This window comes from Actinomadura craniellae, assembly GCF_003289645.1.
GTDB lineage: Bacteria > Actinomycetota > Actinomycetes > Streptosporangiales > Streptosporangiaceae > Actinomadura_D > Actinomadura_D craniellae.
This window is the reverse complement of sequence record NZ_QLYX01000026.1, coordinates 42,506-56,164: the sequence shown is the minus strand read 5'-3', so window position 1 is coordinate 56,164 and position 13,659 is coordinate 42,506. Positions and strand designations below refer to the sequence as shown.

At 72.2% G+C, this 13,659-nt stretch carries 11 protein-coding genes; 1 reads left to right on the top strand and 10 read right to left on the bottom strand.

The window, feature by feature from the left end; translation table 11 throughout:
• Positions 1–136: 136 nt before the first annotated feature.
• The 10 genes from DPM19_RS34245 to DPM19_RS34200 all read right to left on the bottom strand — a co-directional run bounded on the left by DPM19_RS34245 (position 137) and on the right by DPM19_RS34200 (position 12,274).
• Complete coding sequence (locus DPM19_RS34245; RefSeq protein ID WP_111872269.1) at positions 137–2,068, bottom strand: TIGR03960 family B12-binding radical SAM protein; 1,932 nt, start codon at positions 2,066–2,068, stop codon at positions 137–139.
• A gap of 74 nt (positions 2,069–2,142) precedes the next feature.
• A complete protein-coding gene (gene rodA, locus DPM19_RS34240) occupies positions 2,143–3,321 on the bottom strand; it encodes a rod shape-determining protein RodA (RefSeq protein ID WP_111872268.1) in 1,179 nt (392 codons plus the stop codon).
• On the bottom strand, positions 3,318–5,405 hold the full coding sequence (gene mrdA / locus DPM19_RS34235; protein WP_111872267.1) for a penicillin-binding protein 2: 2,088 nt from the start codon (positions 5,403–5,405) through the stop codon (positions 3,318–3,320). Before mrdA ends, rodA begins: the two co-directional genes overlap by 4 nt.
• 1 nt (position 5,406) lies before the next feature.
• Positions 5,407–5,997: a rod shape-determining protein MreD gene (mreD, locus tag DPM19_RS34230; RefSeq protein ID WP_111872266.1), complete on the bottom strand. Its 591-nt coding sequence runs from the start codon at positions 5,995–5,997 to the stop codon at positions 5,407–5,409.
• Positions 5,998–6,000: 3 nt separating this feature from the next.
• Positions 6,001–6,999: a rod shape-determining protein MreC gene (gene mreC, locus DPM19_RS34225; RefSeq protein ID WP_111872265.1), complete on the bottom strand. Its 999-nt coding sequence runs from the start codon at positions 6,997–6,999 to the stop codon at positions 6,001–6,003.
• A 168-nt stretch (positions 7,000–7,167) separates the two neighbouring features.
• On the bottom strand, positions 7,168–8,202 hold the full coding sequence (locus tag DPM19_RS34220; protein ID WP_111872264.1) for a rod shape-determining protein: 1,035 nt from the start codon (positions 8,200–8,202) through the stop codon (positions 7,168–7,170).
• A gap of 193 nt (positions 8,203–8,395) precedes the next feature.
• The gene (gene ndk / locus DPM19_RS34215; protein ID WP_199485436.1) at positions 8,396–8,806 is read right to left on the bottom strand and encodes a nucleoside-diphosphate kinase; all 411 of its coding nucleotides are present in this window, start codon (positions 8,804–8,806) and stop codon (positions 8,396–8,398) included.
• 62 nt (positions 8,807–8,868) lie between these two features.
• Positions 8,869–10,377, bottom strand: coding sequence for a hypothetical protein (locus tag DPM19_RS34210; protein ID WP_146779099.1), 1,509 nt, complete (start codon positions 10,375–10,377; stop codon positions 8,869–8,871).
• A gap of 109 nt (positions 10,378–10,486) precedes the next feature.
• Positions 10,487–10,804: a DUF4233 domain-containing protein gene (locus DPM19_RS34205; protein ID WP_111872262.1), complete on the bottom strand. Its 318-nt coding sequence runs from the start codon at positions 10,802–10,804 to the stop codon at positions 10,487–10,489.
• A 69-nt stretch (positions 10,805–10,873) separates the two neighbouring features.
• A complete protein-coding gene (locus DPM19_RS34200) occupies positions 10,874–12,274 on the bottom strand; it encodes a bifunctional folylpolyglutamate synthase/dihydrofolate synthase (protein WP_111872261.1) in 1,401 nt (466 codons plus the stop codon).
• A gap of 149 nt (positions 12,275–12,423) precedes the next feature.
• On the opposite strand from DPM19_RS34200, the gene DPM19_RS34195 reads away from it, so the two are divergent.
• Complete coding sequence (locus DPM19_RS34195; protein ID WP_111872260.1) at positions 12,424–13,659, top strand: folylpolyglutamate synthase/dihydrofolate synthase family protein; 1,236 nt, start codon at positions 12,424–12,426, stop codon at positions 13,657–13,659.

Below are 13,659 nucleotides of genomic sequence, written 5' to 3'. Positions count from 1 at the left end.
AGTCGGAACGTCTCCCTACAGGGTAAGGGCCCTTAGGCCCCCTTGGGCCCCCACGTACCCGCGGCACCGCCGGGATACCGTGCCTATCCCCTGTTAGGGACGTCTAAGCCCACCGATAAGTTCACGCCCCGGCCGGTCAGCCCGACTGCACGACGCTGAGCGGCAGCAGCCTCTTCCCGGTGGGGCCGATCTGGATCTCGGTGCCCATGGTCGGGCATACCCCGCAGTCGTAACAAGGCGTCCATCGGCAGTCCTCGACTTCGGTCTCGTCGATCGCGTCCTGCCAGTCCTGCCAGAGCCACTCGCGGTCGAGCCCGGCATCGAGGTGGTCCCAGGGCAGCACCTCGACCTCGGCACGCTCGCGGACCGTGTACCAGTCGAGGTCGACCGGTTCGCCGGCCAGGGCCTTCTCGGCGCAGCCGGCCCAGCGCTCATAGGAGAAGTGTTCGCTCCAGCCGTCGAACCGGCCGCCGTCCTCCCACACCGCCCGGATCACCTTGCCGACCCGCCGGTCGCCGCGCGACAGCAGGCCCTCGATGATCGACGGCTTGCCGTCGTGGTAGCGCAGCCCGATCGCCTTGCCGTACTCGCGGTCGCGCCGCAGGGTGTCCTTGAGGGCCCGCAGCCTGCGGTCCACGGTCTCGTGGTCGCACTGGGCGGCCCACTGGAACGGGGTGTGCGGCTTGGGCACGAACCCGCCGATCGACACCGTGCAGCGGATGTCGCGCCGCCCGGTGGCCTCCCGGCCGGCCTGGATGACCCGGCGGGCCATGTCGGCGATGGCCAGGACGTCCTCGTCCGCCTCGGTGGGCAGCCCGCACATGAAGTAGAGCTTGACCTGCCGCCAGCCGTTCTCGTAGGCGGTGGTCACGGTGCGGATGAGGTCGTCCTCGGAGACCATCTTGTTGATGACCTTGCGCATCCGCTCGGAGCCGCCCTCGGGGGCGAACGTCAGGCCGGAGCGGCGGCCACCGCGGGAGAACTCGTTGGCGAGCGTGATGTTGAAGGCGTCGACCCGGGTGGAGGGCAGCGACAGGGAGGTGCGGGTGCCCTCGTAACGGTCGGCCAGGTCCTTGGCGACCTCGCCGATCTCGCTGTGGTCGGCGCTGGAGAGGCTGAGCAGGCCGACCTCGTTCAGGCCGCTCGCGGCCAGGCCCTGCTCGACCATCGCGCCGATGGTGGTGATGGAGCGCTCGCGCACCGGGCGGGTGATCATGCCCGCCTGGCAGAACCGGCAGCCGCGGGTGCAGCCCCGGAAGATCTCCACGCTGTACCGCTCGTGCACGGTCTCGGCCAGCGGGACGAGGGGCCGCTTGGGGTAGGGCCACTCGTCGAGGTCCATGACCGTGTGCTTGGCGACCTGGAAGGGGACGCCCGGCCGGTTCGGCGCCACCCGCTGGATCCGGCCGTCGGGCAGGTAGCTCACGTCGAAGAAGCGCGGCACGTAGACACCGCCGGACGCGGCCAGCCGCAGCAGCAGTTCGTCGCGCCCACCGGGCGAGCCCTCGGCCTTCCACTCGCGGACCACCTCGGTGATCGCGAGCACGATCTGCTCGCCGTCACCGAGGACGGCGGCGTCGAGGAAGTCGGCGATCGGCTCGGGGTTGAACGCGGCGTGCCCGCCGGCGAGCACGATCGGGTGCTCGTCGCCCCGGTCGGCGGCCTCCAGCGGGATGCCGGCCAGGTCCAGCGCGGTGAGCAGGTTGGTGTAGCCGAGTTCGGTGGAGAAACTGACGCCGAGCACGTCGAAGGCCGCCACCGGGCGGTGGGCGTCGACGGTGAACTGCGGGATGCCGTGCTCACGCATCAGCGCTTCGAGGTCGGGCCAGACCGAGTAGGTGCGCTCGGCCAGCACCCCGGGACGCTCGTTCAGGATCTCGTAAAGGATCTGGACGCCCTGGTTGGGTAGCCCCACCTCGTAGGCGTCCGGGTACATCAGCGCCCAGCGGACCTCGGCCTCGGCCCAGTCCTTGGTCTGGGAGTTGAGCTCGCCGCCGACGTACTGAATCGGCTTCTGCACACGCGGGAGCAGCGGCTCCAGGCGCGGGAAGATCGATTCGACAGGCATGGCAAGACCCTCCGGAAGAGGTCAGGGATCGAAGGTCCAACCCTACCGCCGGGCGTGGCCTCCCCCGGCCGTGATCAGTCGACCGGGCGACATCGCAGGTGCACCGCCTGCAGCAACCCGAGAGCGATCAGGTTGGCGAAGGTCGCCGACCCCCCGTAGGAGACGAAGGGCAGCGGCAGCCCGGTGATCGGCATGATGCCGAGTGTCATGCCGACGTTCTCGAAGGTCTGGAAGCCCAGCCAGCAGACCACCCCGGCCGCCACCAGGGTGCCGAACATGTCGGCGGCCTGGACGGCGATCCGCAGCCCCCGCCACAGCACCACCCCGAGCAGTCCGACGATGACGACCGAGCCGAGGAAGCCCAGTTCCTCGCCCGCCACGGTGAAGATGAAGTCGGTCTGCTGCTCGGGCACGAAGTGGCCCGCGGTCTGCTCGCCGTTGAACAGGCCCTTGCCGGAGAACCCGCCCGAGCCCACCGCGATGCGCGCCTGCTGGGCGTTGTACCCGGCCCCGCGCGGATCGGCGGACGGGTCGATGAAGGCGGTGAACCGGGCGACCTGGTACGGCTTGAGCAGCCCGAAGAAGAACACCGAGAACGCCGCGGCCAGCCCGCCGCCGACCAGCCCGAACAGCCAGCGTTTGCGCACTCCCGACACGGCGAGCATGCCGAGCAGCACGGCGATGAACACCAGCGTGGTGCCCAGGTCCGGCTGCAGCATGATCAGCGCGGCCGGGATCCCGGCCAGGACGAGCGCGAGCAGGATGTCGCGCACGCCCGGCCCGACCTCGCCATCCCGGGGCTCCTGGAGGATCATCGCCAGCAGCACCACCAGGCCGACCTTGGCGAACTCCGAGGGCTGCACCTGGAAACCGCCGCCCAGCACGATCCACGAGTGCGACCCGTTGATCGTCTCGCCCAGCGGCGACAGCACCGCCACCAGCCCCACGGAGGCCACCCCGTACAGGATCGGCGCGTACGCCCGCAGCAGCCGGTAGTCGAGCAGGGCCACCATGCAGCCCAGCGCGAACCCGATCGGCAGGTTCAGCAGTTGCCGCTTGAAGTAGCCCTCCGGGTCCTTGCCCTGCTCGATCAGCCCGTCGTAGGTCGCCGAGCGCACCAGCAGCGCGCCGACGAACGCCAGGACGAACACCGCGCCGATCAGCGTCCAGTCGAACCGCCGCAGCACCGCCGTCCGGTCCAGCCAGGACCGCCGCGTCCCGTAGCCGCGGACTCCCCCCAGCCCGGCGGTCACGGCGCCGCGGACAGGTCGACCGTCCCGTCGGGACGCACCTTGGGCAGCTTGTCGGGGAGCCGCCCGCCGGGCAGGGCCGGCTTGCCATCCTTCATCCCGTAGATCGCCTCGTAGATCTGGCGTACCGCGGGGGCGGAGATCGCACCGCCGGTGCCGGCCTCCGTCACCATCGCCACGATGGCGAAGCGGGGCTTGTCGGCGGGGGCGTAGGAGGCGAACCAGGCGGTGTCGTCCTTGCCCCACACCTCGGCGGTACCGGTCTTGCCGGCCACCGCGACCTTCTTCAGGTCGAACTCGCCGAAGGCCCCGCCGGCGGTGCCCTCGCTGGGCACCTTGGCGAGCGCGTTGCGCATGTAGGCCAGCACCTTGGGGTCGACGTCCAGTTTGCGCGGCTTCGGCGGCTCGATGCGGCGGACCACGGTGCCGTCGGGGCGGATCACGGCCAGCCCCAGCCGGGGCGTCACCAGCTTGCCGCCGTTGGCCACCGCCGCATACGCCCGGGCCAGTTGCAGCGGTGTGACCAGCACGTTGCCCTGCCCCACCGAGAGGTTGACCGACTCGGCGGCGTGCCACTTGAACCCCTCGACGCAATTCTCGTGCGCGAGTTTCTTCATGTAGTCGTTCCGCTTGGGGTCGGTGCGGGCGATCTCGGGATAGCCGGTCTTGGCCGCCTTGCAGTCGGCCTTGCGGGTGGCCTCCCAGTACGCCTGCTTCCACGCCCGGTCGGGGATCCGGCCCGGGGACTCGCCCGGCAGGTCGATGCCGGTCTGGTCACCGAAGCCGAACTTGCGGGCCGTGCGGACCATCGGGTCCTTGGGGGCCTTGCCCGGGTTGTTGCCGCCGTCGCGCAGCCACTGCTCGTAGGCGAACTTGTAGAAGATCGTGTCGCACGAGACGACCAGCGCCTTGTGCAGGTTGATCATCCCGTGGCCCACGCCGCGGAAGTTGGTGAACGCCCGGCCGCCGACGCTGTAGGAGCCGGGGCAGGGATAGATGCCGTTCAGCGGGTAGCCGTCGGCGACCGCCGCGGCCAGCGAGGAGATCTTGAACGTGGAGCCGGGGGCGAACTGGCCGGCGATGGCCCGGGAGATCAGCGGTTCGCCCTGGCTCTTGCCCAGCAGCCGCACGTACTCCTGCTGGGAGATGCCGCCGATCCAGACGGCCGGGTCGTAGGTGGGCAGGCTCGCCAGTGCGACGACCCGGCCGGTCTGCACGTCGAGCACCACCCCGGCGGCCGAGCTGCCCTTCTTGCCCTGCTTGCGGGCCTCGGCCACGGCTCCGGCGATGGCCCGCTCCACGGCGGCCTGCACCTTGGCGTCGATGCTGGTGACCAGGTGGGAGCCGGGCACCGAGGGCTCCTCGACGGCGATGCCGGTGACCCGCCCCTGGGCGTCGACCTTGACCTTGCGGACGCCCGACCTGCCGCGCAGGTCGGCGTCGTAGGCGGCCTCCAGCCCGTCCCGGCCGACCAGGTCGACCCCGCTGAAGCCGGTGACCTTCAGCCCGGTGCGCCGGTCGAGTTCCTCCTGGGTGAGCGGCTGGAGGTAGCCGAGGGTCTGCGCGGCCACGGCCCCCTCGGTCCGCGGGTAGTCCCGGACCGACTGGAGCTGTGCCGACACGCCGGGGAAGTCCTCCCGCCGCTCCATGATCTGGAGCGCGGCCTTGGGGTCGGTCTTGTCCTCGACCGGGATCGGCTGGAACGGGGAGCCCGGCCAGCAGGGCCGGGAGACGGTCGGCCCGCAGAGCCGGGTCTTCTGTTCCAGGGCCGTCCGGGTGGTGCCCAGCACCGCGGCCAGCCGGGTGAGCACCGCGCGTCCCCGGTCGCGCTGCCGCATCAGCGTGGTGCGGTCGACCGAGACCACCAGGGCGACCCGGTTGTGCACCAGCGGGCGGCCGTACACGTCGAGGATCTGCCCCCGGACGGCGGGCACCACGATGTCGCGGACCCGGTTCTCCGAGGCGATCTGCCGGTAATGTTCGCCGTTCACGACCTGGAGGTTCCACAGCCGCCCGACCAGGACGAGCATCAACGTGATCACCAGGACGTGCAGGATCACCAGCCGGGTGTGCGTGCGCGGGTTCATGTCACACCCGTTCCCGTGACATGGCCCGATAGCGCACCGCGGAGGTGGACAAACCGCCGGAAGAGGTCCGGTCGCGGCCGACGCGCCCGGTCACCCGGAGCACCGCCCAGATCACGAACGGGCTGGCGAGCACGTCGTAGAGCACCTGCACCGGCACGACCCGGAGCAGGATGACGAGGGCCGACCGGGGATCGCCGATCATCATGCCGACCCCGGCGTAGAGCAGGGTGCCGGCCAGCGCGCCGGCGGCCACCGCCACGAACGGCACCACCGCCGACCGGTCCATCTCGTCGCTGGCCTGCCCGCACAGGTAACCGATCACGCAGTACACCAGGGCGTACCGCCCGATCGTGTGGTCGGCGGGCGGGATGATGTCGGCGGCCAGCCCGGCGCAGAAGCCCGTCACCAGCCCGAGCAGCGGCCCGTTGATCAGCGCCAGCGCCACCACGGTCAGCAGCACCAGGTCGGGGATCACCGCGCCGGGCAGCGGCAGCCGGTTGGCCACCGACACCTGGAGGATCAGGGCGACCGCGATCACCATGGCCGCGGTCAGCTTCCGGCTGGCCGGAGAGGAGTCCGTACTGATCACCATGGCTCAGTCCTCCTCCCTCGGACGGGCCGACCGGCGCGGCTGACCGCTCGGGCTTGCGGTGGCCGTCGCGCCCGGCGTGGCGGTCACGCCCGGGGTGGGCGTCGGGGTGGGCGTCGGGGCGGGTTTGGGCCGGGGCGGCAGGACGGCGTCGCGCGGGTCGCTCCGCGGCGGAGCCACCACCACGCCGACCACGTCCAGCGCGGAGAAGTGCACGAAGGGGCGGAGGTGCGCGGTGCGGGTGAGCGAACCCGGGTTCTCCTCGATCCGCTCCACCGCACCGATCGGTACGCCGGGAACGTAGGGTCTCGCGCCCTGCGATCCGAGCGTGACGATGCGCTGCCCCACCCGCATGGGGGCGGCGGCGCTCAGCAGCCGGAACCGCATCGGGGAGCCCCGGCGACCCAGCCCGCGGCGGCCCACGCCCTCGACGACGCCGATCTCCTTGGAGTCCTCCAGCCGGGCGCCCACGGTGGACGCGGCGTCGGTGGCCAGCAGCACGGTGGCCGTCGCCGGGCCGACCCGGGTCACCCGGCCCACCAGGCCGTCGGCGGTCATCACGGTCATCTCGGCCCGCACTCCGCTGCCCCGGCCCACGTCGATGGTGACCGTGTCCTCCAGGCCCTGGCCAGCGGAGATCACCTGGGCTGGGACGATCTTGTAACCGCCCAGCCCGGCGGACCGCAGCAGCCCGTTGAGCTGGGCCGACCGGTCGCGGTCGAGCATTCCGGATCGGATCTGCTCGCGGAGACGCTGGTTCTCCCGTGCCAACCGGTCGGCCCGGCGCCGCTCGCCGGGAGCATCGGTGATCGCGTCGAAGGCGTTGCCGATCGGCCGCACCACCGAGGCGGAGACGCGCTCGATCGGCCCGAAGATCGCCGACCCCACTCCGCGCAGCCCACGCAGCGGGGAGCGGTCACCACCCCGGTAGTCGATCGTGATCAGCACCAAGGCCAGTACCAGCAGGGTGCCGAGCACGGCACGAGTCCGCCGGGTGTCCCTCACCGCACGCCCCCTTCAGGGGTGGCCGGCGGGGTGTCCCGCACTGACCGGCCGCCCCGTCCGGGCGTGCCCGGACGGCTGTGCCGGGGTATGCCGGAGTACGAGTTCACCAGGTGCTCCACGCTGTCGACCTGCGGCTCCGCCGGAGGACCCCGGCGGACGGAACGCTCGTCAGTGCCGCGGCTCGGGTATCAGAACCTGCCGTAGCGACTCGAAGTCCTCGACGCACTTGCCGGTGCCGAGCACGACGGAGTCGAGCGGGTTGTCGACGAGATGGATCGGCATGCCGGTCTCCTCGCGCAGCCGCTCGTCCAGGTTCTTCAACAGCGCACCGCCACCGGTGAGGGCGATGCCCCGGTCCATGATGTCGCCGGACAGTTCGGGCGGGCACTTGTCGAGCGTGGTCTTGACCGCGTCGACGATGGAGTTGACGGGCTCTTCGATCGCGCGGCGCACCTCTTCAGCAGAGATCACCACCGTCTTGGGCAGCCCACTGACCAGGTCACGACCCCGGATCTCGGCGTGCGGCTCGTCGTCGCCGCCCGGATAGGCCGAGCCGATGGCCATCTTGATCTCCTCGGCGGTGCGCTCCCCGAGCATCAGGGAGTACTCCTTCTTGGAGAAGGCAATGACGGCCTGGTCGAGCTCGTCGCCGCCGACCCGGACGGACTGGCTGGTGACGATGCCGCCGAGCGAGATGATCGCGACCTCGGTGGTGCCACCGCCGATGTCGACGACCATGTTGCCCGTGGGCTCGTGCACCGGCAGCCCCGCTCCGATCGCGGCGGCCATCGGCTCTTCGATGATGTAGACCCGGCGGGCGCCGGCCTGGTAGCCGGCCTCCTTCACCGCGCGCTGCTCGACGCCGGTGATCCCGCTGGGTACCGCGACCACTATGCGCGGTTTTGCGAAGTGTCGGCGCTTATGCACCTTTTGAATGAAGTAGCGCAGCATGCGCTCGGTGACGTCGAAGTCGGCGATCACGCCGTCCTTCAGCGGGCGCACGGCGACGATGTTGCCGGGTGTCCGGCCGATCATCCGTTTCGCCTCTATGCCCACTGCGACGATCTTGCCCGTGTTGGTATTGATGGCGACCACGGACGGCTCGTTCAGGACGATACCCCTGCCACGGACGTACACCAAAGTGTTCGCCGTGCCCAGATCGACCGCCATGTCACGGCCCAGAAACGACAGCTTGTTACCCATGAAGAAAGGGAGCCCTTCATGCCGGCGGCGGACGTGCAGAGCGGCGATCCCATCGTAACCCGTAACGCGCGTTCGGGGCAGTCACCCCCGCCCTTCGCGTTGTCCGAAAAACGGATGACGACGGGGTAAGTCCGTGGCAAAACACACACGGGCCGGAACGCGCCGGCCCGTGCATCTCGACGATATTCGGCGGTCAGCCCAGCTCGGGGAAGAACAGCTTGATCTCGCGGGCGGCGGACTCGGGCGAGTCGGAGCCGTGCACCACGTTCTCGCCGATCTCCAGCGCGTGGTCGCCGCGGATGGTGCCCGGAGCCGCCTTGACCGGGTCGGTGGCACCGGCCAGCGCACGGAACGCCTCGATCGCCCGCGGCCCCTCGGCCACCAGGGCGACCAGCGGACCACCGGTGATGAAGTCGACGAGCTCGCCGAAGAACGGCCGCTCCCGGTGCTCGGCGTAGTGGTCCTCGGCCGTCTCGCGGGAGAGCGTGCGCAGCTCCATGGCGACAACCGCCAGGCCCTTGCGCTCCAGCCGCGAGATGACGTCGCCGACGACACCGCGGCGGACACCGTCGGGCTTGACCAGGACAAGAGTGCGCTCGGACACGAGTGGATTCTCCTTGACTACCTTGATGTGACGCGGGCGGTTCCACCGGCGCCGCGCGAATGCTACCGGGCCGGACCGGCCGGGGTTCCCGGCTCGCCGCCGATACCGACCGTACAGCTCCGGGCACGGCCGGCGGTAGCCGGATCGCGCCGGTGCCGGCCGGAGGCGACCGCGGCCCCGGCCAGCACCACCGCGAGCACTCCCGCGACCGCCAGCCACATACGGTAACCGGCCGTCAGCGCGTACACCAGATCATGGCTCGCCACGGACGTGCCCAGCCACTGGATCTGGCCCGACTGCAACGACAGCACGACCAGTTGACCGATGAGCACCGCCGGCAGGCACAGCACCAACCCGAACAGCGCGGGGGCCAGGCCGGTACCGCGCAGCGCGGCGGCCAGGGCCAGCCCGATCCCCGCCCCCAGCGGCACCAGCGGAGCCGTCAGCGCCCAGGGGCCGGCCAGCGGGTCGACTCCGAGCAGCAGGCACACCCCGCCCAGGGCCAGGCCGTGCCCGGCCAGGATCGCGCGCCGGGCGCCGTCGTCGTCGATCAGGGTGGCGGCCAGGGCCCCCACCACCGCCGCCGCCGCGCCGGCCACGAAGGGTGCCGGCGGAATGCCGCGCGGCCCCACCGGCAGCGCCGCCAGGCCCGCCAGCGGGGCGACCACCGGCAGGGTGAGCGCCCCGGCGGTGAGCGCCACCACCGCGAACCCGAGGGGGCTGCCGGTCGTGGCGTCGCGGCTGCCGACGACCGCGAGCCCGAGCAGTGCCAGCAGCCCGATGACGCCGACGAGAAGCTGCGCCCCCGGCGACCATCCGTAGGTCGTCATCACCGCGAGGACCGCGAACCCGCCGACCGGCACCATCGGCAACAGCAACTGGGTGCGCTCGGTGTGCCGCAGCGCGGGCAGCGGACCGCGCGGCCGGGCCCGGGCGGGCAACAGAGCCACCGCCGCCGCCAGGACCGCTCCAAGAACCCAGTAGGACGGTTCGAGTACCGCCCGCCAGCCGTCCGCGACGTCGGGCCGGGCGGCGGGCACGGCCAGCAGCCGCAGCGGCATCGCGAGCATCAGCGCGGCGGCCAGCACCCCGGCCCACAGCGCGGTCGGCAGGCGCCGCCCGCAGGACCACGCCAGCACCAGGCTCGCGGGCAGGACGGCGCCGGCGCCGGCGCCCTGGACCGCCCGGGCCGCGGCCGCCACCGGGATCGCCCCGGCGTACCGGGCGGCCAGTCCCCCGCCGAACATCAGCGCCAGCCCGATGAGCAGGAGCAGGCCGGGCGGCATCCGGCGGGCGGCGAGGGCGGCCGGCGGGACGGCCAGCAGCAGCGCGGGCAGCGCGAGCCCGCCGGCCCGCACCAGTTCGACGGCCTGGGGCCCGGTGAGGGCCAACTCGGCCGCGGCCGCGGGAACCGCGTACGCCATCGTGTTGGGAATCGTCAGCACCGCGGCGGGAATCGCGGTGCAGGAGACCACTAGGGACACCGCGATCGCCGGGCGGCCGCACTCCGCGGGCGCACGATTGTCAGAGCCCGTGGAAATGGCGAAGATTTTACCCACACGAATGGACACGGCTTCTCCTTCCGGAGAGTCGACATCCACCGGGGCGCATTTCTTCGCATATGCCCGAATTGCACCAACTGGGGTGGCGGATGAATGGATAGACCGTCTCCCAGAGAATTTAGCGCGCCTGCGGTTCCCCCGCCTTGCGACCGAGCCAAATGGCCGTCACCCACAGCGCGCCGAAGAGCACCCCGAGGAAGAACATCGTGGGCACCAGAAAACCGGTCGCTATCACCAGCACCTGGAGCAGGTGCCCCACCGGATACGCCCACCGGAAGCGCAGCAGCCCCGCCAGCACCAGGCAGGCCACGGCCAGCCCGCCGCAGACGCCGGCCGCCGTCGCCGGCGCGGCCCCCAGGACCGTGATCGCCACCGGGATCGCCAGCGCGATCACGATCGCCTCGCACGCCAGCACCGTCGCGCAGAGCCTTCTCATGGCCTTCTCACAGCTTTCACAGCCTTCTCACACCGTTCTCCGCTCGGCCCCGCTCACCCGCACCCGCCCTCACCCGGACACCCGCAGGAGGGTGCGCGCGTCGCCGGCGGTGGTGACGGAACCGGTGATCAGGACGCCCGCGCCCTGGTACTCGCCGGTCTCCTCGGCCAGGGCGATGGCCCGGTCGATGGCGTCGTCGAGCCGTGCCGCCACGTGCACCCGCTCCGTCCCGAAGACGCCCTCGGCCAGTTCCCCCAGCTCCTGCGGCTCCAGCGAGCGGGCGCCGGAGCTGCGGGTGACCACCAGCTCGGCCAGCACCGGTTCGAGCTGCTCCAGGATGCCCGTCACGTCCTTGTCGGCGGCCACGGCGAGCACGCCGACCAGCCGGGTGAAGCCGAACTCCTCGGTCACCGCCGCCACGGTCGCCGCCATGCCGGCCGGGTTGTGCGCCGAGTCGAGCAGCACGGTGGGACCGGTCCGGGCGATCTCCAACCGGCCGGGGGACACCGCCTTGGCGAACCCCGACCGCACCAGGGCCGGATCGAGCCGCCCCTCACCACCCGCGTAGTCGTCACCCGGCGCGATCCGGGTCGCCGCCTCCAGGTTCGCCTCGCCGGGGGTCGGCGCGCCGCCCGCGAACGCCTCCACCGCGGCCAGCGCGCAGGCGGCGTTGCCCGCCTGGTGGTCACCGAACAGCGGCAGGAAGATCTCGTCGTAGGTGCCGTGCAGGCCCTGCAGCCGGACGAGCTGGCCGCCGACCGCGACGTCCCGGTGCAGCACGCCGAACTCGATGCCCTCCCGGGCCGCGACCGCGCCCGTCTCGGCCACCCGGCGCAGCAGCACCTCCGCGGCGGCCACCGGCTGCTGGGCCAGGATCGCCACGCTGCCCGGCTTGATGATCCCGGCCTTCTCGGCGGCGATCTCCTCCACCGTGTCGCCCAGGTACCGGGTGTGGTCCAACCCGATCGGCGTCACCACGGCGACCGCCGGGTCGGCCACGCTGGTGGCGTCCCAGGCGCCGCCCATCCCGACCTCGACCACCGCCACGTCCACCGGCGCGTCCGCGAACGCGGCGTACCCCATCGCGGTCAGCACCTCGAAGAACGAGAGCCGGACGCCGTGCTTGTCGTCGATCATCCGTACGTAGGGGAGGATGTCGGTGTACGTCGCGACGAACCTCTCCGGCGAGACCGGCTCGCCGTCGATCGCGATCCGCTCGCGCAGCGTCGTCAGCTCCGGGCTGGTGAACAGGCCGGTGCGCAGGCCCCGCTCGCGCAGCAGCGTCTCGATCAGCCGGGCGGTGCTCGTCTTGCCGTTCGTGCCCGCCACCTGGATCACCGGGAACGCCCGCTGAGGATCGCCGAGGAGGTGCATGAGGTCACGGATCCGGTCGAGTGTCGGATCGATGTCCCACTCGACCCCCCGGTCCGCGATCTGGCGCACCACCGCCGGATACTGCTCCGCGCTCACGGTGTCCGCCGCCTGATCGAGTCGTCGCTGAAGGTCACCCCTGAAGCCTACTGATCGCCTGGACGGCCCGGGCACGTCCCACCAGGACGCCGGACCTACGATGAGGCCGTCGTGACCACATCGCAGAGCGCCCCGGCCTGGCGGGCCGGATGAGAACGCAACCGATCTTCTTCGCGGAGTGGGCGGACCGCGCGCCCGGCGAGCGGCGCAGCGTCGAGCGGGCCGGCCTGCTCGCCGAGCGGCTGGGGCTCGGCGGCTTCGCCCTGCCCGTGCTGACCGTCGTCGGCTCCAAGGGGAAGGGCACGGCCGCCGCCTACGCCTCGGCCTGCGTGGCCGCGGGCGGGCTGCGCGTGCTGACGACCTCCAGCCCGTCCTACCGCAGCGACCGCGAGCGCGTCCGGGTGGACGGACGCGCGCTCTCCCCAGAGGAGCTCGCGGACCTGGCGGCCCTACTGGCGGAGCAGGTGCGCGCGCTGCCCGACCGGTCGCGCCACGGCGGCTACCTGTCGCCCGTGGGCCTGTTCACCCTGGCGGGGCTGGTGCACGCCGGGCGCGTCGGCGCCGACGTGGTGGTGGCCGAGGCCGGGCAGGGCGGCCGGTCGGACGAGGTGAGCCTGTTCCCGCCGATGGTCGCGGCGGTCACCCCGATCTTCGCCGAGCACCTGGGCCGGCTCGGCCGGAACGTCGCGGAGATCGCCGCCGACAAGGCCGGCGTCGTGGGCCCGGCGACCCGCGCCGCCCTGTCCCTGCCGCAGTCCCCGGAGGTGTGGCGGACGCTCGGCGCAGTGCTCGGCGCCCGTACCGGGGGGCGGCTGGCGCCCGAGCCGGCACCGGCACCGGACACCGGCCCGCTCGCCGGCGGTCTCGGCCGGGCCAACGCCTGGCTCGGCGTCGCCGCCGGGCGGCGGTTGCTGGAGGTGACCGGCCGGCCCCGTCCCGACGCGTCCCTGCTGGGCCGCACCCTGGAGTCGGTGCGGTTGCCCGGCCGGCTGTCCTGGCACCGGGTGCCGGGCTCCGGCGCCGAACTGCTGGCGGACTCCGCCATCAGCGGCGCCGGGATCGCGGCCGCCCTGGCCGCGGCGCGGGACCGGTGGGACCGGCCCGACCACGTGCTCCTGTGCCTGCCGGACCACAAGGACCTGCCCGGGGCGGTCGCTGAACTCGCGGACCTGCCGGTGACGTTCGTCCGGCTACCGGACCGGCACCTGCGCTTCGAGCGGCGGCTGCCGGACACCTGGCGGGCGGTGGACGCCACCGACCTGACGGCCGAGGGCGTCGCCGCCCTCGGCCGCCGCCTGCTCGCGCTGGGCACCGTCTACTTCGTCGGCCGGATCCTGGACCTGGTCGGTGCGGACACCGAGCAGATCTTCACCCCGGCCCGCTGA

Excerpts from the sequence above, each read along its gene's own strand:
- DPM19_RS34205 (WP_111872262.1), bottom strand. The coding sequence starts at position 10,804 with ATGAGAAGGCTCTGCGCGACGGTGCTGGCGTGCGAGGCGATCGTGATC.
- DPM19_RS34220 (WP_111872264.1), bottom strand. The coding sequence starts at position 8,202 with ATGGGTAACAAGCTGTCGTTTCTGGGCCGTGACATGGCGGTCGATCTG.
- DPM19_RS34245 (WP_111872269.1), bottom strand. The coding sequence starts at position 2,068 with ATGCCTGTCGAATCGATCTTCCCGCGCCTGGAGCCGCTGCTCCCGCGT.
- mrdA (WP_111872267.1), bottom strand. The coding sequence starts at position 5,405 with ATGAACCCGCGCACGCACACCCGGCTGGTGATCCTGCACGTCCTGGTG.
- DPM19_RS34195 (WP_111872260.1), top strand. The coding sequence starts at position 12,424 with ATGAGAACGCAACCGATCTTCTTCGCGGAGTGGGCGGACCGCGCGCCC.
- mreD (WP_111872266.1), bottom strand. The coding sequence starts at position 5,997 with ATGGTGATCAGTACGGACTCCTCTCCGGCCAGCCGGAAGCTGACCGCG.